The sequence below is a fragment of the Hyphomicrobium zavarzinii ATCC 27496 genome, from assembly GCF_000383415.1.
Lineage (GTDB): Bacteria > Pseudomonadota > Alphaproteobacteria > Rhizobiales > Hyphomicrobiaceae > Hyphomicrobium_C > Hyphomicrobium_C zavarzinii.
The window spans coordinates 348,926-370,272 of record NZ_KB911255.1 but is presented as its reverse complement, the minus strand read 5'-3'; the positions used below and the strand labels follow the sequence as shown (position 1 = coordinate 370,272).

19 protein-coding genes and 1 tRNA gene are annotated in these 21,347 nt (G+C 63.8%); 11 read left to right on the top strand and 9 right to left on the bottom strand.

Features of this window, described 5'->3' with window-relative positions:
- Nucleotides 1-17 precede the first annotated feature (17 nt).
- A complete protein-coding gene (locus tag F812_RS0101740) occupies nt 18-1,034 on the bottom strand; it encodes a patatin-like phospholipase family protein (RefSeq protein ID WP_020084232.1) in 1,017 nt (338 codons plus the stop codon).
- A 185-nt stretch (nt 1,035-1,219) separates the two neighbouring features.
- Between F812_RS0101740 and F812_RS0101735 the strand changes: the two genes are divergently transcribed.
- Entirely contained in the window at nt 1,220-1,630 is a 411-nt protein-coding gene (locus F812_RS0101735; protein WP_020084231.1) for a hypothetical protein, read from the top strand.
- 85 nt (nt 1,631-1,715) lie between these two features.
- Here the strand turns inward: F812_RS0101735 and F812_RS0101730 are convergent, their stop codons facing one another.
- Nucleotides 1,716-2,684 carry a 2-hydroxyacid dehydrogenase gene (locus tag F812_RS0101730; protein WP_020084230.1) on the bottom strand — a complete coding sequence of 323 codons (969 nt, stop codon included), beginning with the start codon at nt 2,682-2,684 and terminating at the stop codon, nt 1,716-1,718.
- Between the two features lie 321 nt (nt 2,685-3,005).
- On the opposite strand from F812_RS0101730, the gene F812_RS0101725 reads away from it, so the two are divergent.
- Nucleotides 3,006-3,359, top strand: coding sequence for a hypothetical protein (locus F812_RS0101725; RefSeq protein ID WP_020084229.1), 354 nt, complete (start codon nt 3,006-3,008; stop codon nt 3,357-3,359).
- A gap of 108 nt (nt 3,360-3,467) precedes the next feature.
- On the opposite strand, the gene F812_RS0101720 is transcribed toward F812_RS0101725, so the two are convergent.
- Complete coding sequence (locus F812_RS0101720) at nt 3,468-6,065, bottom strand: TonB-dependent receptor family protein (protein WP_083929027.1); 2,598 nt, start codon at nt 6,063-6,065, stop codon at nt 3,468-3,470.
- Nucleotides 6,066-6,537: 472 nt separating this feature from the next.
- On the bottom strand, nt 6,538-9,009 hold the full coding sequence (locus F812_RS0101715) for a TonB-dependent receptor (protein ID WP_020084227.1): 2,472 nt from the start codon (nt 9,007-9,009) through the stop codon (nt 6,538-6,540).
- A gap of 713 nt (nt 9,010-9,722) precedes the next feature.
- Here F812_RS0101715 and F812_RS0101710 point away from each other — a divergent pair.
- The 5 genes from F812_RS0101710 (at nt 9,723) to F812_RS0101690 (ending at nt 12,677) form a co-directional block, all read left to right on the top strand.
- Entirely contained in the window at nt 9,723-10,163 is a 441-nt protein-coding gene (locus F812_RS0101710) for a hypothetical protein (RefSeq protein WP_020084226.1), read from the top strand.
- A gap of 16 nt (nt 10,164-10,179) precedes the next feature.
- The gene (locus F812_RS0101705) at nt 10,180-10,896 is read left to right on the top strand and encodes a MotA/TolQ/ExbB proton channel family protein (RefSeq protein ID WP_020084225.1); all 717 of its coding nucleotides are present in this window, start codon (nt 10,180-10,182) and stop codon (nt 10,894-10,896) included.
- Nucleotides 10,896-11,345 carry an ExbD/TolR family protein gene (locus tag F812_RS0101700; RefSeq protein ID WP_020084224.1) on the top strand — a complete coding sequence of 150 codons (450 nt, stop codon included), beginning with the start codon at nt 10,896-10,898 and terminating at the stop codon, nt 11,343-11,345. Before F812_RS0101705 ends, F812_RS0101700 begins: the two co-directional genes overlap by 1 nt.
- A gap of 25 nt (nt 11,346-11,370) precedes the next feature.
- Entirely contained in the window at nt 11,371-12,081 is a 711-nt protein-coding gene (gene tolA, locus F812_RS0101695; RefSeq protein WP_020084223.1) for a cell envelope integrity protein TolA, read from the top strand.
- 164 nt (nt 12,082-12,245) lie between these two features.
- Entirely contained in the window at nt 12,246-12,677 is a 432-nt protein-coding gene (locus F812_RS0101690; RefSeq protein WP_020084222.1) for a YciI family protein, read from the top strand.
- Between the two features lie 19 nt (nt 12,678-12,696).
- Here F812_RS0101690 and F812_RS0101685 read toward each other — a convergent pair whose 3' ends face one another.
- Nucleotides 12,697-13,545 (bottom strand): fumarylacetoacetate hydrolase family protein, encoded by an 849-nt coding sequence (locus tag F812_RS0101685; protein ID WP_020084221.1) that lies wholly within the window; start codon nt 13,543-13,545, stop codon nt 12,697-12,699.
- 73 nt (nt 13,546-13,618) lie between these two features.
- Here F812_RS0101685 and F812_RS0101680 point away from each other — a divergent pair, with 73 nt between their 5' ends.
- The 4 genes from F812_RS0101680 (at nt 13,619) to F812_RS0101665 (ending at nt 17,805) form a co-directional block, all read left to right on the top strand.
- Nucleotides 13,619-14,497, top strand: a complete 879-nt coding sequence (locus tag F812_RS0101680; RefSeq protein WP_020084220.1) for an alpha/beta fold hydrolase — start codon at nt 13,619-13,621, stop codon at nt 14,495-14,497.
- Between the two features lie 281 nt (nt 14,498-14,778).
- Nucleotides 14,779-16,296: a DUF4332 domain-containing protein gene (locus tag F812_RS0101675; RefSeq protein WP_026867766.1), complete on the top strand. Its 1,518-nt coding sequence runs from the start codon at nt 14,779-14,781 to the stop codon at nt 16,294-16,296.
- Nucleotides 16,297-16,434: 138 nt separating this feature from the next.
- On the top strand, nt 16,435-17,010 hold the full coding sequence (locus F812_RS0101670; protein ID WP_020084218.1) for a hypothetical protein: 576 nt from the start codon (nt 16,435-16,437) through the stop codon (nt 17,008-17,010).
- Between the two features lie 15 nt (nt 17,011-17,025).
- Entirely contained in the window at nt 17,026-17,805 is a 780-nt protein-coding gene (locus F812_RS0101665; protein ID WP_020084217.1) for a cobalamin-binding protein, read from the top strand.
- 76 nt (nt 17,806-17,881) lie between these two features.
- Here F812_RS0101665 and gdhA read toward each other — a convergent pair whose 3' ends face one another.
- The 4 genes from gdhA to F812_RS0101645 all read right to left on the bottom strand — a co-directional run bounded on the left by gdhA (nt 17,882) and on the right by F812_RS0101645 (nt 21,306).
- Nucleotides 17,882-19,225 carry an NADP-specific glutamate dehydrogenase gene (gene gdhA / locus F812_RS0101660; protein ID WP_020084216.1) on the bottom strand — a complete coding sequence of 448 codons (1,344 nt, stop codon included), beginning with the start codon at nt 19,223-19,225 and terminating at the stop codon, nt 17,882-17,884.
- A gap of 478 nt (nt 19,226-19,703) precedes the next feature.
- Nucleotides 19,704-19,793 (bottom strand) — tRNA-Ser (locus F812_RS0101655).
- Nucleotides 19,794-19,966: 173 nt separating this feature from the next.
- On the bottom strand, nt 19,967-20,464 hold the full coding sequence (locus tag F812_RS0101650) for a hypothetical protein (protein ID WP_020084215.1): 498 nt from the start codon (nt 20,462-20,464) through the stop codon (nt 19,967-19,969).
- Between the two features lie 125 nt (nt 20,465-20,589).
- The gene (locus F812_RS0101645; protein ID WP_020084214.1) at nt 20,590-21,306 is read right to left on the bottom strand and encodes a DUF4166 domain-containing protein; all 717 of its coding nucleotides are present in this window, start codon (nt 21,304-21,306) and stop codon (nt 20,590-20,592) included.
- Between the last annotated feature and the right edge of the window lie 41 nt (nt 21,307-21,347).

Here is a 21,347-nt window from a genome sequence, read left to right as displayed (position 1 = left end):
AACGCCAGCACACCGCATCACGTCTGCCGGTCTCCATCCGACTTGGCGCGCGCAAGCAGGCGGCGCATCCGCTCTTTCGCGCCATCCGGCGGGGCGAGTGCTGCGTGCTTTTCGGGAGGCGCGATCTCCGCCAGTCTTTCGGAGCCGAGAACCCGCTGAAGCTTGGCGCGAAGCTGCGCTTTGGCAGGCTCCGCGGCCGCGAGAATCTCGCGGACCTTCCAGAACTCGAGCGCCTGGAACCGCCCCGTTCCGGCATCGATATAGATGTCGGGCTGGTGAGATTTGAGCTTCTCCCGCACGATCGAGCGCTCGAACAGGAACGAGGAGGAGAACAGCGCCTCGATCGCCGTCGGCCTCAAACGCGAGGGAGACGGCACCGGCGAGCCGGACACGTCGATCGCCACCACCACGTCCACCTGCCCCGCCATCAGATCGAACGGCAACGGGTTGGTGAGGCCGCCATCCACATAGCTGCGTCCGCTCATCAGAACCGGCTCGAAGATGACGGGCAGCGCCATGCTCGCCGCCACTGCCGGCCGCAAGGGGCCGGAGGAAAAGACCGCGGGCTCGAGCGCGTAGAAGTCGCTCGCCACGATGTGGAGCGGAATGGCGAGTTCGTCGAACGACCTTGGAACCCCTTCGGGAAACACGAGATCCAAAAGCGCCTCCGGCGTCAGAATGGCGTGACGCTCTGAAAACAGGTTCCAGAAACGCCCCGCTCCCTGCACGCGTGCGGCGAACAGATCACGCAGGAGCTCAAATCTGTTGGTTAACGTCTCTTCCGTATGCGCGCGAATGTCGCGGGCGGAAAGTCCGGCTGCATAGGCCGCGCCATAGATGGCGCCGATGGACGTTCCGGCGATGATTTTCGGTTTGATTCCAAGCTCATCGAACACTTCGAGCATGACGAGATGAGCAAGCCCTCGCGCGCCCCCGCCGCCGAGAACAAGACCGATCGATGGCGTTTTCCCGCTTTCCCTGGACGGGTTCTGGCCACGATTTGCCGCAATGCGCCCCGCCTCGCCGTCTGCCATGATCAAGCCTCAGAGATATCTTCTCTGCGCATCATAGGCGGGTCCGGTGTCCGGACAAAACACTTGTCGGACGAGCCCTCGCCTCAAGTTCTATGACCGATCCAAGAGCACGGCCTGGCTTCCCTCTCAACGCCGGCCGGAACGAATGAAACGAGCTCGGCGGTCATTCAACGACGGAGACGATCATGAAGACTACCTGGGCTTTCCGCGCCTCGACACTGGCGCTCGGCCTCTCGCTCATCGCCGCAAGCGGCGCATCCGCGAACACCGCCCGCTGGCCGGGTACGAAGGCCTCGATCGGCGGCGCCATCGCCGCGCGCATCATCGCCGTGAAGTGCAGCGGCCCGTTGACGCCCGCTGAGATCGGGGAGCTCGACACCTACATCGATGAAAGCCAGACGGCCTTCATGACGGGCAACAAGGCCAATCAGCGCCTGAGCGAGAGCGTCTTCCCGCAGCTCGCCCGCGACTACAATCAAAGCTATTCGAGCCGCGAAGCTTGCGATTTCACGGCCCGCGACATGGTGCGTGACATGCTCGCCCGCGTGCGCGCCGAGAAGTCGGAGCCGAAGAAGCAGGCCGAGCTGAAGCAATAGCCAACTTCGAGCGGTCCGAAAAAAATCGGGGCGGGATACGGTTTTCAAATCCGTATGCCGCCACGAAGCATATCTGGTCAGGCGATCAGGCCAGCTTGAACGGCATGTCCTTGCCCGCAAAGAACGCGTCGATGTTGTCGAGCGCTTCGAAGCCCATCTGGTTACGGGCCTCAATGGCCGCAGAGCCGAGATGCGGGAACAGGAACGTATTCGGCAGGTCGTAATAGCCCTCGTTGATCTTGGGCTCGCCCGCGAACACGTCGAGGCCGGCATACCCGAGGCGGCCGGACTTGAGCGCCGCGATCATGTCCTCGTCGTTGACGAGATCGCCGCGCGCCGTGTTCACGACGATAGCGCCGTGCGGCAGCTTCTCGATGGTGGCCTTGTTGAAGAAGCCGCGCGTCTCCGGCGTCGAAGGTGCGTTGATCGAGAAGAACTGCGAGACCTTGAGCAGGCTGTCGAGGCTGTCGTGATAAGTCGCGTTGTACTTCGCCTCAACCTCGGGCTTCGCGCGATAGATGTCGTAGTAATGGACTTCCATGTCGAAGCCGCGCGCACGCTGCGCCAGCGCCTGGCCGATCTTGCCGAAGCCGTAGATGCCGAGCTTCTTGTTGTCGAGCCGCTGGCCGACGAGCTGCAGCGGCTGCCAGCCCGGCCAGGAGCGCGTGCGGATCATCTTCTCGCCCTCGCCCGCACGGCGCGCAGCACCGAGCAGCAGCAGCATGGCGATTTCCGCCGTCGCGACCGTCACGCCATGGGGCGCGTTGCCGACCTTGATGCCACGAGCCTTGCAGGCCTCGAGATCGATGTGGTCGAACCCGATCGAGAACGTCGAGATGCACTTGATGTTCTCAGGCACGCGATCGATCACGGCCTTCGGGCACTTCTCGTTGAGCGTGAGCAGGATGGCATCCACCGACTTGGCGGTTTCCAGCATCTCGTCGACGGTGATCTTCGGGTTGTCTCCGTGCGCGATCACATCATAAGTTTCCCGCGCGCGGGCCATGACGGCATCCGGCAGAGGCCAGGTGATCAGGATCTTCTTTTTTGCCATGGGTCGTATGTCCTCCCCGGAAGTTCGACTTTGGTGTGAGACTGGCCGCGATCCATGCCGCATGGAACGCGCTCTGACAAGCCTTTCGCGGGCAATTCCCGGCCGAAACGCGGCCCTCGGCGCTTGCCGCACTGCGAAATGAGGCGGGCGGAGTGAGCCTCTTTCGCTTGCCGCCGCGCGCTCGCCGTAACTCTTTGTTCACCATGCCGGAGGCACTCTGGCCGCCTCTGAGATCAAACGCCGCAGCGTCCGCCCAAGGGCTGAATGCAGCGCGGCCCTGTCCGTTGGCCGGCCGCGAAAGGCCGAGATTGCGAATCCGTCATGAGGGCTCTCGTCCTGGCTTTGGCGTTGCTCGCCGTCCTCAAGGTCTGGTTTCAGGATAGCCTCTACCGGTCCGCAACCGAGGAGGCCCTCGTCTCTGCATATCGAACCCGCGCAGCCGATGCCTGCGCCCATCGCGCGCCCGCGCCTGCGGGGGCGGTCGATTGGTCGGCGGAGGCCGAGCCTCGGGTCGCCGTCGGCAACCCGGCCATTCCGGTGCATGTCTGGCAGTTCGAGCACGAGCTTTGGAACGCGCGCTTCCGCCAGCCCTACCTGATCCTGTCGGTAACGCGGACCGGGATCTCCTGCACCTACGACATCCTCGCAGACACGGCCGAGATCGCCCGCTCGTAGCGCCCCTCGAAAACCCGCATCCGTACGGCCTCGAAAGACGGAACGCGGTGCCTCTTTCGAGACGCCGCGTTCCGCCGTGTCGCAAATGCGGGAGAAGCGCAATAGCGATTAGAACTTGTACTTGAACCCGCCCCACACCGTACGGCCCTGGCCGGCTTTGATGCCGTCCTCGCGGTCTGCGATGTAGAGCTTGTCGAGCAGGTTATCGCCGGCGATGAAGAGGCTCGCTCCCGTATCGCCGAGCTTCATGTTGGCGCGGGCCGAAAGCAACCACACGTCCGGCACGAGACCGTCCTCGCCTTCCTCGTCGCCGCCATAAGGCGTGTTGACCTCGTCGGTGTAAAAGTTGCCGCGATAGGTCCAGGATACGCTTGCGTCCCAGCCCCAGCGGTGCTCGACACCGACGGTCAGGTGCGCGAAGTGCTTGTAGACCTCGGGCACGCGATTGCCGCCGACAGACTCCACCTCGAGCAGTGAGGGATCGGCCTGACAATCTTCCGCATCGTTCGGCTCCTCGCACTCGAACAGCGTGCCCTTCTTGATCTTGGCGTCCGAGAGCGTGTAGTTGCCCTCGAAGAAGAGGTTCAAGGGCCCGCCCGTGAAGGGGCGGCTGTCCACGCGGCCGTAGACTTCAAAGCCGTTGATTTGGACGCGATCCAGCGTGTGATAGACGTTGTTGCCGGCCGCATCCGTACCAGCGCCCTTGACCTGGAAGTTCTCGATGTTGTGGTGGAAAGCCGCGATGTCGAACGTCACGCCCCGGATCGCCGTCGAGCGAAGACCGATCTGGAAGTTGTCGCCGATCTCGTCCTCCGGCGGGAAGCCGGCGTTCGCCTCACGCAGAACGTGGGGCGTCAGGCCGCGGTGATAGCCGCCGTAGATCGTGGACTTGAAGAAGCCGGTGTAGGCGAAGGAGATGCCCGGCGATACGGCCGTGGTGTCGAAGGAGTCCGTGCGGCGAGTGCCATCGAACCCTTCGATCACGACGCATTCGCCATCCACGGGATCGAGGAACGGATCGAGCGGACCGCAATCGCCCACATCCTCCTCTTCACCTTCGCCCTCTTCCTCGGTGGACGCACGCGTGAGACGCGACACACGGTAGTGATCGAGCCTCAACCCCGGCGTGACGTTGAAGGTGTTCGTTACATGGATAGTCGACTGCAGGAACGTCGAGAAGGCGTTCGCGTTGGTGTCGGTGTCGAACACAACGGTTCCGGTCTCGTCGCCATCCTCCAGGATCTGCCCCTGGCGTCCAAAGAAGTTCTTGTTCGTGAAGTCGTTGTACTCGTAGCGGATGCCCACCTGGATATCCTGGCGCAGACCGCCGATGAACGGGCGGTCGGCGAACTCGGCGCGCATTTCCGCGCCGAGCTGGCGATAGGTGCGCAGGCGCCCCAGCATCACGCCTTCAGGCACGAAGACGTCGTCGCCGTCGATCTCCGCCGAGAGCCCATCACCGGGATCGCTCGGATCCTCGCCTTCGAAGTTCTGGTACCGGTCACGGCGATGATCGAAACCGTAGACGCGCGATGTAATCGTCGTCGTGTCGTCCACATAGTAGTTGTGCACGAGCTGAAGCTTGGTCACGTCGGCATTGTAGGTGTTGTAGTTCGCGCCGGGGTTCTCGAACGACTTGGCGTGTCCGATCGAGAAGAACTTGGCCTCGGCATTGCCCGGACCATCACCCTCCTCGCCCTCGATGTTGGCCTCGTCGTAGTTGTCGCGCTGGCGGAAGTGCGTCACCGAGAAGGTGAGATCCGAGTTGATCCCCTTCCAGCCAATAGCGCCGTAGAAGTCGTTGTAGCGCAGGCGCTCCGTATCCCACGCGCCGTCGGCTTCCGCGCCGCTGTAGGAGAACACCACGCCCACGTTGCCGATGCCCTGGCGCGTATGGAAATGCCGGGTGTTGGAAACGCCCCAACGATCCTGGCTCTTCGCCTCGCCGCGCCCGTCGTTCTCGGTGTGTCCGATCGAAGCGCCGATCACCGTCTCGTTCGGTCCGAACGGCGAGAGATTACGGAAGTTGACCACGCCATGGTTGTTGAGCGGGCCGTGGTTGATCACCGTGCCGCGCAGCACCTCGATGCTCTCGAGACGATCGACCGGCGGCACGTAGTGCACCGAAGGATCGATCCAGACGCTCATGTTGATCGGCTGGCCATCCTCGAGGTGCAGCACCTTTCGGCCGCGCCGCGGAGGCGAGCCGCGCACGCCGATGCCGCCGTGGCGCCCGAAGCCATCATCGTTGATCACGTTCACGCCCGGCACGCGCGTCAGCACGTCGTTGGTCTGCCGCGGCTGGAACTCGTCCATCTGTGCGGTGTCGACCCGGCTGGCCGCGGACGAGAAGTTCTGCAGGTTGCCCGGCAGGATGTTGGACGGGTTGATGGGAGACGTCGGCGAGTTCTCGGCCCGGGCCCGCGCCCCTCCGCTGTTGGCCGCACCGTAGGGCGAGTTGGATTCGATCGGGGCGTCCTGCACCGGCTCGGGCTGAGCGACCGGCGCGGGAGCCTGAGGCGGAGGAGCTTTCTTGGTCGCCGCCTTGGTAGCCCCCGGAGCCTTCTTTTGGATGACCTGGACTTCCGGAAGACCGCCCTCGTTAGCGGGCTGCGCGGCCTGCTGGCCAAACGCACTGGTTGAAATCAGGCAGGATGCACCTGCCATAAGTAGAGATCTCGTCGTGGTGAACCTGAAGGTCTGCATCCCGCCCACTCCCTATTCGACCCTGTTCTGGCGGACCAAGGCACCCCAGCGCCAATTGGCCTCTTTTTGGTCAAATTCAGAAATGTCGGAGAGTCCTGGCACCGACAATGGCACTATTTCCCGATATTTCTCGGGAACACGGAAACTCTTCAGATGTTGCACCTAAGCATCTTCGACTCGCGATCTATACGGTGGCAACAATACCTTATGCGTTACTTACATCAGTATTTGTACGTTACATGCTGAAGTGTGTATACTGATGTAATTATACGGATAAGAAATTTGCCCGGGAACTATTTGATGCCAGAAAACGCCCGATCGGATGAAAGGCCCTAGAGCGAAGAAGCGCTCGTCGCGAAGCAAGCCGGCTACCGATTCTTCCGCTCCGCCACGCAGACCGCCAAAAAAGAAAAGAGGCCGGTTGCTGAGCAACCGGCCTCTTAAGAGCCGCCTTTGGGAGAAAGGTGGGAGTTTAGAACTTCACCTTCACGCCGCCGTAGGCCGCGAAGGGCTGAGACGGGGAGATGGTGCGCGGGTCTGTGAGCGGGAAGCCGTTCAGCTCCTCGTTGATCGGGCTGACATCGCTCGTTTCGAAATACGTGCCGTAGAGGCCATATTTCCGATCGAACAGATTCTTCACGAGACCATAGATCTGGATGTTGTCCGTGATGTCGTACGACGTATGGAGGTCGACCCGAGTATAGCCTGCAAGAAGAGCGTGAAGGTCATCCTCTGCCGATTCCTCGTTGGGGAAGAACGGCGAGTTGCTGGCCGCAACGAGATCCGCGCCGAACTTCCACTTGGAGGTCAGCCAGTACTCGAAGCCTGCCTTGAAGCGATGGCGCGGAATGCCGGGGAGGCGGTCGCCCTGCTCCAGGAAGGCGCAGAGGCCGTCATCGTCAGGATTGGTGCACTTGTCGAGGGTCGCGTCGACGAAGGCGTACGTCGCATAAACATTCCATTTGCGCGTCTCGTAACCGGCGGACAATTCGACGCCCTGCCGCAGCGTATCGCCAGCGTTCACGAAGAAGATGCGATTGTCGACCATGACCGGCAGAATGTCGTCGGAGGCCAGGGTCCGGAACAAGCCGGCGCCCCAGGTGTAGCGGCCGCCATAGTAGTTGCCCTGTCCGCGCAGTCCGAGTTCTGCCGTATGTCCGACCACCTGCTCCAGCGGCGGGTCATCCGTCAGGAAGCTCTCGATAAGACACGGAACCTCAGGCTCGGCGCAACCCAACTCGGCCGGCGTCGGCGCGCGGTTCGATTCCGAGTAGCCACCGTAGAGCGAGAGGCCGGGCAGCAGCTTGAAGTTGGCGCCTGCCATCGGGTTGAACCGCTCATAGGTATTGGTGGCGTTGAGTTCGCTGAACTCGCCCGTCTGATCTTCGAGCTTGATACGCGCATAGTTATAGCGGCCACCCACGGTCACCGTGAGGCGGTCCGTGACGTCCAGCGCGTTCGAGAAATAGAGACCCCAGTAGGTGTTCTCGGTCTTCAGGTCGCGCGGAGCGAGTTCATCCGCCTCGTCCGGATCAACCAGGTTCTCCACGCCGCCGATCATCACGCCGGAGCCATCAACCACGTAGCCCGGCCCGATCTCGCCGAGTTCGCTCGACGTCTTGTAGCGCGAGCGTCCGTGATCGTACGACAAACCGGCGATGAACAGGTTCGGACGGCCGAACAGCGGGCTCTTCTCCTGCCCTTCAATAACGCCACCCCAGCTGTCGCTGTCGGTTCTGAGACGCTCGATAGAGCCAACGAGCTCCTCGTTGTCGCTAACGTCATCGATCGGGATGAGATTTCCATTCGTATCGACGATGGGCTGGTTATCGTCGCCCTCAAGGCAGAGGTACTCCTCGGCGGGGTCGCCACCGGGCGGCGTAGAGGGGCACTCTTCAGCCTCCGTGACGTTGCCGTCAACGACGCGGTTCTTATAACGGCGATAGTAGCCTGCGCCGGAGAGCGTCAGTGTATTGGTTGCCTTCACGGTGCCCGAGATCGTCGGCATCAAGACTTCAAGATCGGTCGTCTGAGGCGACGTGAACGTATTGCTCCAGCTCTTCTCGAGAAGCTGGATCGGCGCAGCAGCCGTCGCTCCGAAATGATTGTCGGCGGCGGTCAGGCTGAAATGGAATTCTGCAAAGCTGCCCTTGAGGCCGATGTCGCCGTAAAAGCGCTTGATCTCGCTGTCGGAGAAATCACGGAAGCCGTCTTCCTTGATACCCTCGGCCGCGACATAGATGCTCGCGTTTCCGCTCGATCCGCCCGCCTGAACGCCAACCTGGCGGCGTCCGTACGAGCCACCCATCACGTCGACCTCGGCACCCTCGTAGCTAAACCCGTCTTTCATGAGGATGCTGACCGCGCCACCCAGTGCGTTCAAACCGAACGACGGGTTGTTGCTGACGACCGACATCGATGCGATCGCGTTGCTCGGAAGAACGTCCCACTGAACCGTGTCGCCGAACGCTTCGTTGATGCGCACGCCGTTCTGATAGACGGCCAGGCCCTGAGAGCGGCCGCTGACCGGCGAGGCGTCGAAGCCGCGGAACGAAACTTCCGCGCGCATCGGGTTGCCGGCGGCGTCGGAGAGAATGACACCCGGAACCTGCTGCTGCAGCGCTTGCTGTACCTGTCCCGTGCCCTCGCGTTGGATGTCGCTGTCCGATACGGTCGTCACCGCGCTCGGCACCTTCACGGCCGGAGTTTCGGTGGGAGCCTCCGGCGCAGGCGTCGACGGTGCGCTCGAGAGCGGCGACACGGCGACGGCCTTCTTCTTGGCCCGCGCAGCCTTTTGAACCGGGGTTTCCTGCACGACGTCGATCGCGGGCAGCTCGCTTCCAGCGGCCCCTGACTGATTACCGCCAGCGGCGTCCTGCGCGGCGGCGCCTTGCGACCCGACGACAAGTGCTCCTGCGACCAGCGCGATCCGACTGAGATTCATTAGCCCCGTGCTCCCCTTGGTTACTAATAGTCGGTAGTGGGCTGGCGGTGCGCGTAACGTTGTATCCGCACAGTTCCTTGACAGCCGTTCCCCTTCCCTTCGGGAGGACTATGAGCCACAGGAAAAAACGGTCAACAAAGTAACAGTGATCTTTCCCACAAACGGCAGGATTTCATGGAGTATGTGACACTCTCGCATCGGGAATTTTTCCCGATTTTGCAATCACCTGCTCCCAATTACAGAACTTCATCCTATTTAGGGAATAAGTCCCGTAATAATCTGGGTGAAAATCAATCAGGATCGTCATCTCCGGATACACCTAAGGAACCGGAGTGGTGCAGGCAGGCACCGGCAGGTTTTGCCGCCTTCTGAGTGCCCTCCGCGAGGTATTCCTGGCCCGCCATGCCGGGTGTGAACGTGTTCGGATGAGTTGCGCCAAGGGCAGGTTTCGCGATATTGACGGGCAAGCTCTGCGCCCACCTCGAAAATCACCGGCCGGGGATGCCGGTTTCCAGGCACCACTCCGTTCTGTCGAAGAAGAGCGTGAGGACGACGCAAGATTCGGAATGCCGACCCGAGATTTCTGCTCAAGACTGCGGGGACTGCGGCTCGGTGTCAGGTTATAATGAAGCAAAGAGCCGGCATCCCGCAGTCGCCCGCGTGGCGAAGAGTGGGCAAAGCGGGCCGGAATTCTGAGGTCTAGGAGGCATTTCTTGAACTGGCCCATTCGCTCCCGAGGCACCGCGCTCGGCTTCGTCGCCCTTGCATCGCTATCCGTAGGCGCCCTTCCGGTCCTTGCAGGACCGCCCGCGCTGTCCGTCGAGCTCAACAAGCTGGAGCCGCAGGGCTCTGGCTGCCGCGCCTATCTCGTCGTCCAGAACGATGACGCGACGGCCTACCAGTCCTACAAGCTCGATATCGTGCTTTTTCAGCAGGATGGCGTGATCGGCCGCCGCTTCGCCATGGATCTGGCACCGCTCAAGCCCCAGAAGCGCACGGTGAAGCTCTTCGATTTGGACAACATTGCCTGCGACAAGATCGGGAGCTTCCTGATCAACGATGTCGTGGAGTGCAAAGCCGATGCAGGTCCGCTCGATAACTGCCTCGCGGGAATGACGGTGAAGTCGCTCACGAATGTGCAACTGTCGAAGTAAGTAAAGGGTATCCGTCGTGGAGCAGATCACGGTCGCGGCCGGTCACGATTTCTCGATTTACGGCCTTATCCTGCAAGCAGACCCCGTCGTGAAGACGGTCATGGCCCTCTTGGCGATCGCCTCGGTAGCATGCTGGGCCATCATCCTGGAGAAGTCGATCCGCCTCACGAAGCTAGGCCGCGACCTGCGCCGCCTGGAGCGTTCGGTGACCGACGAGAGCCCGGCCGAGGCCCCTCGCGGCCTTGTCCGCACGCTCCTCTCCGCGGCCCACCACGAGGCCGACGACGGCGCCAGCCGCAACGAGAGCCGCAGCGAGTTGCGAGCGCGCCTGGAGCGCGCCATGCGCTCCGCCCTCAAGGGCGAATTGCAGCGCCTCGAGGTCGGCCTGCCGTTTCTCGCCACCGTCGGCTCGGCAGCCCCCTTCATCGGCCTCTTCGGAACGGTGTGGGGCATCATGAACAGCTTCACGTCGATCGCCCAGCAGAAGGACACGTCCCTCGCGGTCGTGGCGCCCGGCATCGCGGAAGCCCTCTTCGCCACGGCTCTCGGCCTTGCGGCGGCCATCCCGGCGGTCATGGCCTACAACATGATCTCTGTGTCGCTCGGCCGCGGCGCCAATCGCGCAGGTTCCACCATCACTGAGCTGGCCCGCCGCCTTTCGCGCCCCCAGTCTGAGGGCTTCGCCCGCACCGCCACCACCGGCGAGCCCCTGCGTGCAGGAAAGTCTCACTGATGGGCATGGCGGTCGGAAATGGCTCGCCCCAGGGCGACGAGGACGATAGTGGCTATCGCCCGATGGCGGAGATCAACATCACGCCGATGGTCGACGTGATGCTCGTTCTTCTCATCATCTTCATGGTCGCCGCGCCCCTGATGGTCGCGGGCGTCCCCCTGGAGTTGCCCAACACTTCCGCCGCCCGCGTCAGTCAATCCAAGAAGGCCATGGTCGTCTCGCTCGCGGGCGACGGGTCTCTCTACATTCGCGAGGAGCAGGTCTCGAGTGACAATCTCGTGCCGCGCCTTCGTGAGCTGCGTGCCTCCGAGGGCGATACCGTCGTCTACGTCCGAGCCGACAAGAAGAGCAACTACGGCGACGTGATGGACGTGCTGGGCCGCGTGGGCGAGAGTGGATACGGTCGCGTGTCGCTTCTCTCCCAGCCCAAGCCCAAGAGCGCACAATAACGCAAATGCGGAGCCGCCAGGCGCAATGACGCTACGGGCTGTAACATGGCTGGTCTCCTTCCTCCTCCACGGGGCGATCGTGGGGTTCTTCCTGATTTCGCCCGGCGGCGCATCTCTGGATGAAGGAACCGGCGAGGACACCTTCGTGGTCGAGCAAGGCATCGCCATCGAAGGCGTGGCCAAGCTCGGCGAAGCGGAAATGAACGTCGACGCCGTCGAAGCCCCGCCCCCGGTCGTCCAGGCCGCCCCTCCCGTCGAGGAAGTAAAGCCGATCGAGGAGGACGTGCAGCACGTGATCGGGTCCGAGTTCGGCCCCGAGCAGGAGAAGATCGTTCGCGAGCCGGAGCCTGAGGAGATCAAGGAGGCGAAGCCCGAGCAGGTCGCAGCCGTCGAGCAGACAGAAATCGCCGTTGACGAGCAGCGCGCTGCCGGCGCCAAGCAGACGGGCGGCGATACGACCGCCATCTCCGCCTATCGCGGCAGGCTGTTCTCGCACATCTCGAAGAAGAAGGTGAACCCGCGCTCCCGCGAGGTCGGAACGGTCATTGTCCGCTTCACCGTCGGCCCGCAAGGCGAGTTGATCTCGCGCGAGGTGACCGCAAGCTCGGGCTCGAAGGTTCTGGACGAAGCCGCCGTCGCTTCGATCGACCGGGCCGCCCCCTTCCCCCCGATGCCGAGCGATGCGAACAACGGCCCCATGGTGGTCTCGGTGCCTTTCAAGTTCTCGGTGCGCTGACAGATCGCCCCGCGCGGCCGCACGGATCCGATTTCATCACGCCTCATTTCTTTTTTTCGCGGGATGTCGGAACGCAGGCGTGTCCGCCGTCTTCATTGCGAGAGCCGCTGATCGGGCGAACGCCGGACAGCCGGAGACACAAACCGTAAGCAGGAGAGATCCCCATGAAGGTCATGGTCATCGTCAAAGCCAGCAAGTCGTCGGAGGCGGGCGAGATGCCGGGCGAGCAGCTTCTGACCGACATGGGCAACTACAATGAGGAGCTGGTGAAGGCGGGCATCCTGCTCGCGGGCGAAGGACTCCATCCCTCCAGCAAGGGCGCGCGTGTGCGCTTCTCGGGCAAGGACCGCCTCGTCATCGACGGACCGTTCGCCGAAACCAAGGAGGTGATCGCCGGCTATTGGCTCTGGAAGGTGAAAGACCTTGCCGAGGCCATCGCCTGGGTGAAGCGTTGCCCCAACCCGCACGACGAGGAAACCGAGATCGAGATCCGCCCGGTGTTCGAGGCCGACGACTTCGGCGAAGCCTTCACCCCCGAGCTGCGCGCGCAGGAAGAGCGGATCGCCGCCGACGCCAAACGGAACGCCGGCGGCTGAATGTCAGGAGGAGGGCCGCTCAGCCCGTGAACGGTACGACCGTCTGGCGCTGGAGGCCGAGGCCTTCGATCTCGAGTTCCATCACGTCGCCGGCCTTGAGGTACTGCGGCGGCTTCATCACCGAGCCGACGCCGGGCGGCGTGCCCGTCGTCACGATGTCGCCCGGCTCCAGCACGCAGAACTGCGTGACGTACGCGACGAGATAGGGGATCGAGAAGATCATGGTCGCCGTCGATCCCTGCTGCTTCACCTCGCCGTTGACCTTGAGCGACATCTTGAGGTTTGACGGATCGGGGATCTCGTCGGTCGTCACCAGCCACGGTCCCAGCGGCCCGAACGTCTCGGCCGCCTTACCCTTGAACCATTGGCCGTTGCGCTTCATCTGGAAGCGCCGCTCAGAGACGTCGTTGCAGATCGCATAGCCCGCGACGTAGTCCATCGCGTCCTTCTCCTCGACATAGCGGGCGCGCTTGCCGATCACGAAGGCAAGCTCCAGCTCCCAGTCCATGCGGTCGGAGTTCTTCGGATAGATCACGTCGTCGAACGGACCCGAGACGGTGTTGCCGAGCTTATTGAAGATGATCGGCTCGGAAGGAATCTCGAGGCCGGCCTCCTTGGCGTGATCCGCATAGTTGAGGCCGATGGCGATGAAGCTCCACGGCCGTGCCACCGGCTGCCCGAGCCGCACGCCCTCCGGCGCCAGCGGCAGCGAGGCCGGATCGAGCGCCTTGAGCTTGGCGAGGCTCTCCGGCGAGAGCGTCTCACCCGTGATGTCCGCCACGTGCGCGGAGAGATCACGGATCTTGCCGTCCTTGTCCACCAGTCCGGGCTTCTCCGAGCCCTTGGGTCCGAACCGCACAAGCTTCATGAAAAGTCCCCCTCATCGTGTGCAAGCTGTCGTAGGATCGGCCAAACGTTAACGTGGCCAGCCCCTGTCCGAGATGTTCGAGAGCTTTACATCACACACCATCCCGGTCGGCAACGGCATTGAGATCGCAGCCGTGAAAGGGGGCTCCGGCCCGCCTTTGCTGCTTTTGCACGGTTATCCGCAAACGCGGGCCTGCTGGCGCAAAATCGCCGCGCCCCTGGCCGAGCGCTTCACCGTGGTCGCCGCCGATCTGCGCGGCTACGGACAATCGAGCAAGCCGCCGGGCGGCGCCGATCATGCCGCCTACGCCAAGCGCGCCATGGCCGCCGATCAGGTCGCTTTGATGCGGGCCTTGGGCTTCGAGCGCTTTCGCCTCGTCGGCCACGACCGAGGCGGGCGCGTCGCCCATCGCCTCGCGCTCGATCATCAGAGCGCGGTCGAGCGCCTGGCCGTGCTCGACATCGCGCCGACGGCCACCATGTACGCCGCCACCGACCGCGAGTTCGCGACCGCCTACTACCACTGGTTCTTCCTGATCCAGCCGGCAGATTTTCCCGAGCGGATGATCGCCAACAACACGCACTATTACATCCGCCACACGCTGGCCTCCTGGTGCCGCACCGACGGCGCCTTCGATGAGCCTGTGCTGCGCCATTACGTGGAATCCTTCTTCGATCCGATGGCCATTCACGCGGCTTGCGAGGACTACCGCGCAGCCGCCACCATCGATCTCGTCCACGATGCCGAAAGCGATGCGGCAGGCGTGAAGCTCACCATGCCGCTGCTCGCGCTGTGGGGAAGCCGCGGCATCGTGGGCCGCAAGTTCGACGTGCTCGCAAGCTGGCGCGAGAAATCCGCCGCCACGGTCACCGGCCACGCCCTCGATTGCGGCCACTTCCTGCCGGAGGAAGCCCCGGAGGATACGCTGAAGGCCCTGCTCGACTTCCTCTGAGCACGCGACCGCTGGCTGTCGGCAACACGCAGCGAGAAAGCTCTCGGATCTGCACCCCGTCCTGAGACGGGGTGACGGTGAAATGGGCCTGCCAAATCTTGTCCAGCAACGTCATCCCGGCGTCATGGCGGAGCCGTGCCTCGCAAGGTGGCCGGGATCCAGGCACGCCCTCAAGGCAAATCAAGCCACTCATGCACAGGGTTGCGCTCGGGCCTTCTTCTTTCCGTGCCCGACTCGCCCCAAGTTGCAGCGACGCATGAGAGAGGCCCCGGGGAAAGCGCATGTCCTTATTGTTCCGCATCGTTTACGCCGCCCACGCCAAGGGCACGCACCACAAGCTGGCGCTCGACGCCCTCCATCATCTGCAAAGCCCCGACGCTGATCGCTGGGAGCGCCTGTTCCTGAAACATGCCGACCTCTACATGGAAGGCTCCAAGGCGCCCGACGACCAGTTCAAGGACTTCAAGAACCACGTTCTTCACGTGCGTGACGGTTATTGGGGCGGCGCCCTGGACAAAGCCGAGAAATGGTATGGCGAGCTGACGGACGCGCTCCGCCGCAACGATTGGGAGCAGGCCATCTGGAACGCGGGCGTGCTCTCCCATTACGTCACCGATCCGATCCAGCCCTTCCACACCGGACAGTCGGACGCGGAGAACAGCATCCACCGCGCGGCCGAGTGGTCGATCTCGCGCTCTTACGATGCCCTCCGCACCCAAGGCCTTGCCGCCCATGGCGAGCTGAGACTTGGCGCGGGAAATGGAGAGCGCTGGCTGCGCGAGCTGGTCTGCCGCGGCGCGGAGAAAGCCAATCCGCACTACGAAGCGCTGATCGCCCACTACGATCTCAACACCGGCGTTATCGATCCTCCGGCCGGGCTCGATGCCTTGAGCCGCAAGATCCTGGCCGAGCTGGTGGTCTACGCAGCGGCTACCTTCGCAAGCGTGCTCGACCGCGCGTTCACAGATAGCGCCGTCACCCCGCCGGACGTCAGCCTGACGCTCGACACAGTGCTCGCCGCCTTGAAGATCCCGGCCAAGATGCTGGCCAAGCGCCTCGCGGATGCGGAGGACCGCCGCATCGTGACCGCCATGTACGACGAGCTGACCACCACCGGTCAGGTGAACGCAACGCTGCCGGAGGACGATCGCGTCGTGCGCGACCTCTACGCCAAGGAGATCGAGGCGCCGCAGCGCGCGCGCCTTGCCGAGCAGCGTGCCGCCGCCATCGCGCCGCCGAAGAAGGTCACGGCGCCGAAGCCCGCAGCACTGCAGGTCAAAGCTCACGAGCCTGCCGCCACGCAAACCGAGCCTGCTCCGCAGGACGTAACGCCCCCGGCCGCCGAGCCGCCATTGAACGAACGGCCGACAGAGCGGCACCGCCTCGCGCTCGCCGACGACATCGAGCGCGCGCCCTCCATCGGGCCGCGCATGGCCGAGCGCCTGGCCCCCCTGGGGGTTAAGTCTGTGGCCGACTTCCTGGCTGCCTCGCCCCGCGGGATCGCCGAAGGCTTGGCTCTGCGGCAGGTCTCGGAGGAGACGATCGCGCTGTGGCAGGACCAATGCCGGCTCATGCTCGAGATTCCGAGCCTGCGTGGCACCTACGCCGAGTTGCTGGCCCAGGCCGGCTACCGGACCGGCGATCGTCTCGCCGCCGTGGACGAGGCCAAGCTCTGCGCCGACGTGCTGGCATTCGCTGCAAGTCCCGCGGGCCAGCGCATCCTGCGCGACGGGAGAGCTCCCGATGTCGAGCGGGTAAAAGGCTGGCTCGCCGCTGCAAAAGCCTCCCGCGCCGCCTGATCCCGCGCGAGACAAGCCGTCCGGCGTCAGTCATCGTCTTTACCGGATTGACACTACCCGCGTGCGTCGTATCGGTAGGACGGACGAAGCGTTCCGCTATCGCACACGCAGGATCGAGACTCGCCAAAGGATAAGCCCGTGACCGACAGGACAGCAGACACCTCCAACGCTTCCACGAGCCAGACAGCAGGCACGGCGATTTGGATCGCTCTGATCGCTGGCCTCACCGTCATCGGCAGCTTCTCATTCGCCTGTGCCGCACCCCTGGCGGCCGTTGCCGCGCTTGCCGCCCTCAAGATGGGGCGCAGCGAAGGCCTCGCTCTCGTCGTCACTGCGTGGCTCGTCAATCAAGCCGTCGGTTTCCTGCTGCTCAGCTATCCGCACACCGCCGACAGCTACGCCTGGGGCGCGGCCATCGGCGTCTCGGCCGTTCTCGGTTTCCTGGCCGCCTGCATCGCAACGCGGCCTGCCATGCCTCAGCCGCTGTCTCCGGTCATCGCTTTCGCCGCCGCTTTCGTAACCTACCAGATCGGCCTCTATCTCGCGGGCGTGGCCTTCGCATACGAGGGCGATGCCTTCTCGATCGCCATCGTCACCGAGGTGCTCGTCATCAATGCCGTTGCCTACGTCGCCTTCGTGCTCGTTCACCGCGCAGCCATCGCGCTCGAGCTGGTGACCCCCGCGACTCAGGCAACGGCTTCGGCCGCATCCTAGCGGGGGCCCGCTCTCTTGCGGCGCTATCCCGCCGAACGCATCATCTGCCTCACCGAGGAGACGGTAGAAACCCTCTACCTCCTCGGTGAGCAGGATCGCATTGTCGGCGTATCGGGCTACGCCGTGCGCCCGCCGGGCGTCAGAAAAGAAAAGCCGCGCATCTCGTCCTTCCTGTCGGCCGACATCGAGCGGATCATCGCGCTCGAGCCCGACCTCATCCTTGCCTTCTCCGACATCCAGGGCCCGATCGTCGCCGATCTCGCCAAGCGGGGCCTGCCGGTCTACCTGTTCAACCAGCGCGACATTGCCGGCATCTTCGCGATGATCCGCACGCTTGGCGCGCTGATCGGATGCACCGGGAAAGCCGACGCGCTGGCACGCACGCTCGAAACCCGCCTCGCCGGAATCGCAGAGCAGGCGAAAGGACGAACGACACGGCCCCGCGTCTACTTCGAAGAGTGGGACGCCCCTATGATCTCCGCCATCGGCTGGGTGTCCGAGCTGATCGAGATCGCGGGCGGAACCGACGTCTTCGCGGATTTGCGTGCGAAGGCCGCAGCCAGCGAGCGCGTCGTCACATCGAAGCAGGTGATCGAGCGCGCACCTGACGTCATCCTCGCCTCCTGGTGCGGAAAGAAGGTCCAGCTCGACAGTTTCAAGACGCGCGCAGGATGGAGCGCAATTCCCGCCGTCGCCACGGGTCGGATCGTCGAGATCAAATCGCCGATCATCCTTCAGCCCGGCCCCGCCGCCCTGACCGATGGCCTCGACGCCATCCTCGCCGCCCTCGCTTGAGCGCGACTCACAAAAGGAAAGCGCGGCAAACCTGTCGGCCTGCCGCGCTTGAAATGTCAGAGATCGAACGCGAGGCTCAGATCACGCCCAGCGCACGCATGGCCTCGGCCACCCGCGTGAAGCCGGCGATGTTGGCGCCAAGCACGTAGTTGCCGGGCGCGCCATACTCTTCGGCCGTCTGCGCGCAGCGATCGTGGATGCCGTGCATGATGTCCGACAGACGCTTCTCCGTCGCCTCGAAGCTCCAGGAATCGCGCGAAGCGTTCTGCTGCATTTCGAGCGCGCTTGTGGCGACGCCACCCGCGTTCGCTGCCTTGCCCGGGCCGAACAGAACCTTGCCATCCAGGAACACGCGCACCGCGTCCGGCGTGCACGGCATGTTGGCGCCTTCGCCCACCGCGACCACGCCGTTCTTCACGAGCGTGCGCGCGTCGTTGCCCGTGAGCTCGTTCTGCGTGGCGGACGGCATGGCGATATCGGCCGGCACATCCCACACGCGTCCCTCCGGAACGAAGGTCGCGCTCGAACCCCTGCGAGCCGCGTAGTCCTTCACGCGGCCACGGAGGCGCTCCTTGACCTCCTTGAGCAGCGCAAGATCGATCCCGCTCTCCTCGACGACATAGCCGTCGGAGTCCGAGCAGGCGATGATGCGGCCGCCGAGCTGCTTCACCTTCTCCATGGTGTAGATCGCGACGTTGCCGGCGCCCGACACCACGACCTTCTTGCCGTCGAAGCTCTGACCCTTCGTGCGCAGCATGCGCTCGACGAAGTAGACGGCGCCGTAGCCCGTCGCCTCGGTGCGCACGCGCGAGCCGCCCCAGGTGAGGCCCTTGCCGGTGAGAACGCCGGATTCGTACTTGTTGGCGATGCGCTTGTACTGGCCGAACATGTAGCCGATCTCGCGCTGGCCGACGCCGATGTCACCTGCGGGCACGTCGGTATATTCGCCGAGATGGCGGCCGAGCTCGGTCATGAACGACTGGCAGAACCGCATGATCTCATGGTCCGAGCGGCCCTTCGGATCGAAGTCCGAGCCGCCCTTGCCGCCGCCGATCGGCATGCCGGTGAGCGCGTTCTTGAACGTCTGCTCGAAGCCGAGAAACTTGATGGTGCCGAGCATCACGCTCGGATGGAAGCGCAGACCGCCCTTGTAGGGGCCGAGCGCGGAGTTGAACTGCACGCGGAAGCCGCGGTTGATCTGCACCCGGTTCTTGTCGTCCACCCACGGCACGCGGAAGATGATCTGCCGCTCCGGCTCGCACAGACGCTCGATGAGCGCGCCGTCCGCATAGTCAGGATGCTTCGCGACGACAGCGCCGAGACTATCCAGCACTTCGCGCACCGCCTGGTGAAACTCGTCTTCTCCAGGATTGCGCCGCAACACCTCGGCAAATATCGGCTCCAGCTTTTCGTCGAGCATCGAGAATTCCCTATCCACGTCCAGACACGCGAACAGGCGGGTCCCCCCGCCTGTTTTTCATTCAGCGACGGGCCGGTTTCACAACCGGCCCGAGGTTTCGAGGCCCCGTATATACGGGGTTCACACCCCATTCAAAGCTTTTGTGACTGTTTTTGAGGCAGCCTCTGCTTAATTTTTGATCAGACCAAGGAGGGTATAGATCGCCCCCTGACCGAGCGCAGCCTTTCGATAAGCGAGGCTGGCCAAGCAATTGACGAAGCGAGGTTTATGAATGGAGGTGCATTCAAGCGGAGGTGAGCCTGCAAACTCTTGCCCGCAAGGCTCGGGAGCAAGGCGACCCGGGCCAAGTGGCCCGCCCTCGCGGAGCGCCTACAGGCGCGTGAGCGGAAGAACTTCAGCCCGAAGGGCTCGGGAGCAAGGCGACCCGGGCCAAGTGGCCCGCCCTCGCGGAGCGCCTACAGGCGCGTGAGCGGAAAAATGGCGGAGAGGGAGGGATTCGAACCCCCGGTACGGTTGCCCGTACTCCGCATTTCGAGTGCGGCGCGATCGACCACTCTGCCACCTCTCCGGCCGTGTCACGGATCGCGCCGAGGTGACAGTGGTCACATCACCGGGCATTTGCGAACCGAGCGGGCCTCAATAGCCGGTGATCGCCCGGGGCGCAAGAGCGCTTAGAAGGCGCTGCCACAGGCGGCCCGGAGACACGCGCTCCACGGCCCCGCCCGGGGGCTAAACCAGGGTCTAAGGCCGCAAATGGGAGGGGCGCACGAGCCGGGTCTTCACGTCCGCCTCGTCGAACTCGGGAGCGGCGAACGGGGAGACCGCCGCAGACACGGACGACGGCGCTACAGCAGGCGCCGCAACCGCGGTTACCGTTCCGAGCCACGCGTCCGAGAACGCCACGATCCCCTTGAACAGCGCCACCTTCTGCCCGATGGCGCGAAACGCCTCGTCCCGGTCGATCTCGTCCCATCCAAGATGCAGTTGAACGAGGGTGTCGTAGAGCTCCTTGAACTTGGCACCCCGGCCCTTGGCTTCCATGCCTTCGGCCAGGATCAGGAACTGCCCGATCTCCATCACCGTCTCTTCCGAAGGCCGCTGGCCGTCGGGATCGGAGAAGTGCAAGTCGAGATAGGCGAGTGTCTTGCTCAGCACCCGCGCCCGCGCCGCCATGGTCTTCTCGTCCGACTCCCGGTCAAATCCCAAGAGCGACGCCCAATCCTTGGCGGATCCGATCATACTGGGCTCCCTGTGCTGCGGCGGCTCGAAAACAAGCCCAAGAGGAAAGGAGGCGGACCTTATCCTCCACTGCCGGTCACCACAAATCCAAATCAAGGCGGCCCAAGGGCACGCGGTCCCCGGCGTCACGCGTCGTGAAAACGGGCCGTCTGCCGTATGAGCGTTCCGAACCAACGGTGAGAAAGCGTGAGCGTGAAGAGGAACGCACCGCCGCCCTCGTCCTTGTGCACGATCTCCATGTCTCCAGGCGCAATCGCACGCAGCACCGGGATCCGCCAACGTCCCAACGCCAGAAAGTAGCGCACCGAGCGGAACACGAGCGCACCGTTCTCCTCCACCACTGACAGCGACATGCCCACCCCGCGGCCAACGTGCTCCTCGAGCCCCGTCGGGCCGGAGAAGCACTTGGCCGAGTGGATCACCTGGGGAAACCGCCCGGCACGCGCATAAGTCCGCGTCCAACTCTGCCCGCCGAGCCCGGCGTTCTCCATCACCGCCACCGTGGCGCCACCCGTCATGCCGTCGTCGAGCGGAAGAGGCGCACCGAGGACGCGAGCGAGGAACGACAGAACTTTCCCGGCGCGTGAAAGCCGCGTTTCGAGAACCTCCCCCGCATAGATCAGCACTGCACCGGCAGCGAGACGTTTTGAGAAGCGGCGTTGCACGGCCATCGGCAGCCGCATCCAGCCTGCCTCTCCGACCAGGGCGCGGAACCTGAGGTCGACCACGCTGGTATCCAAGTCCGGACATTGCCCGGCGGCGAAAAGCGGGAGCGCGACCTCTTGCGGTCGAGCATCGGGGCTCGAATCCCAGTCAGGCTGGAAGGCTGGCAACGCGGTCATCGCAACATCCTCGACACGTCCACCGCCCGGACTTTCGGTCG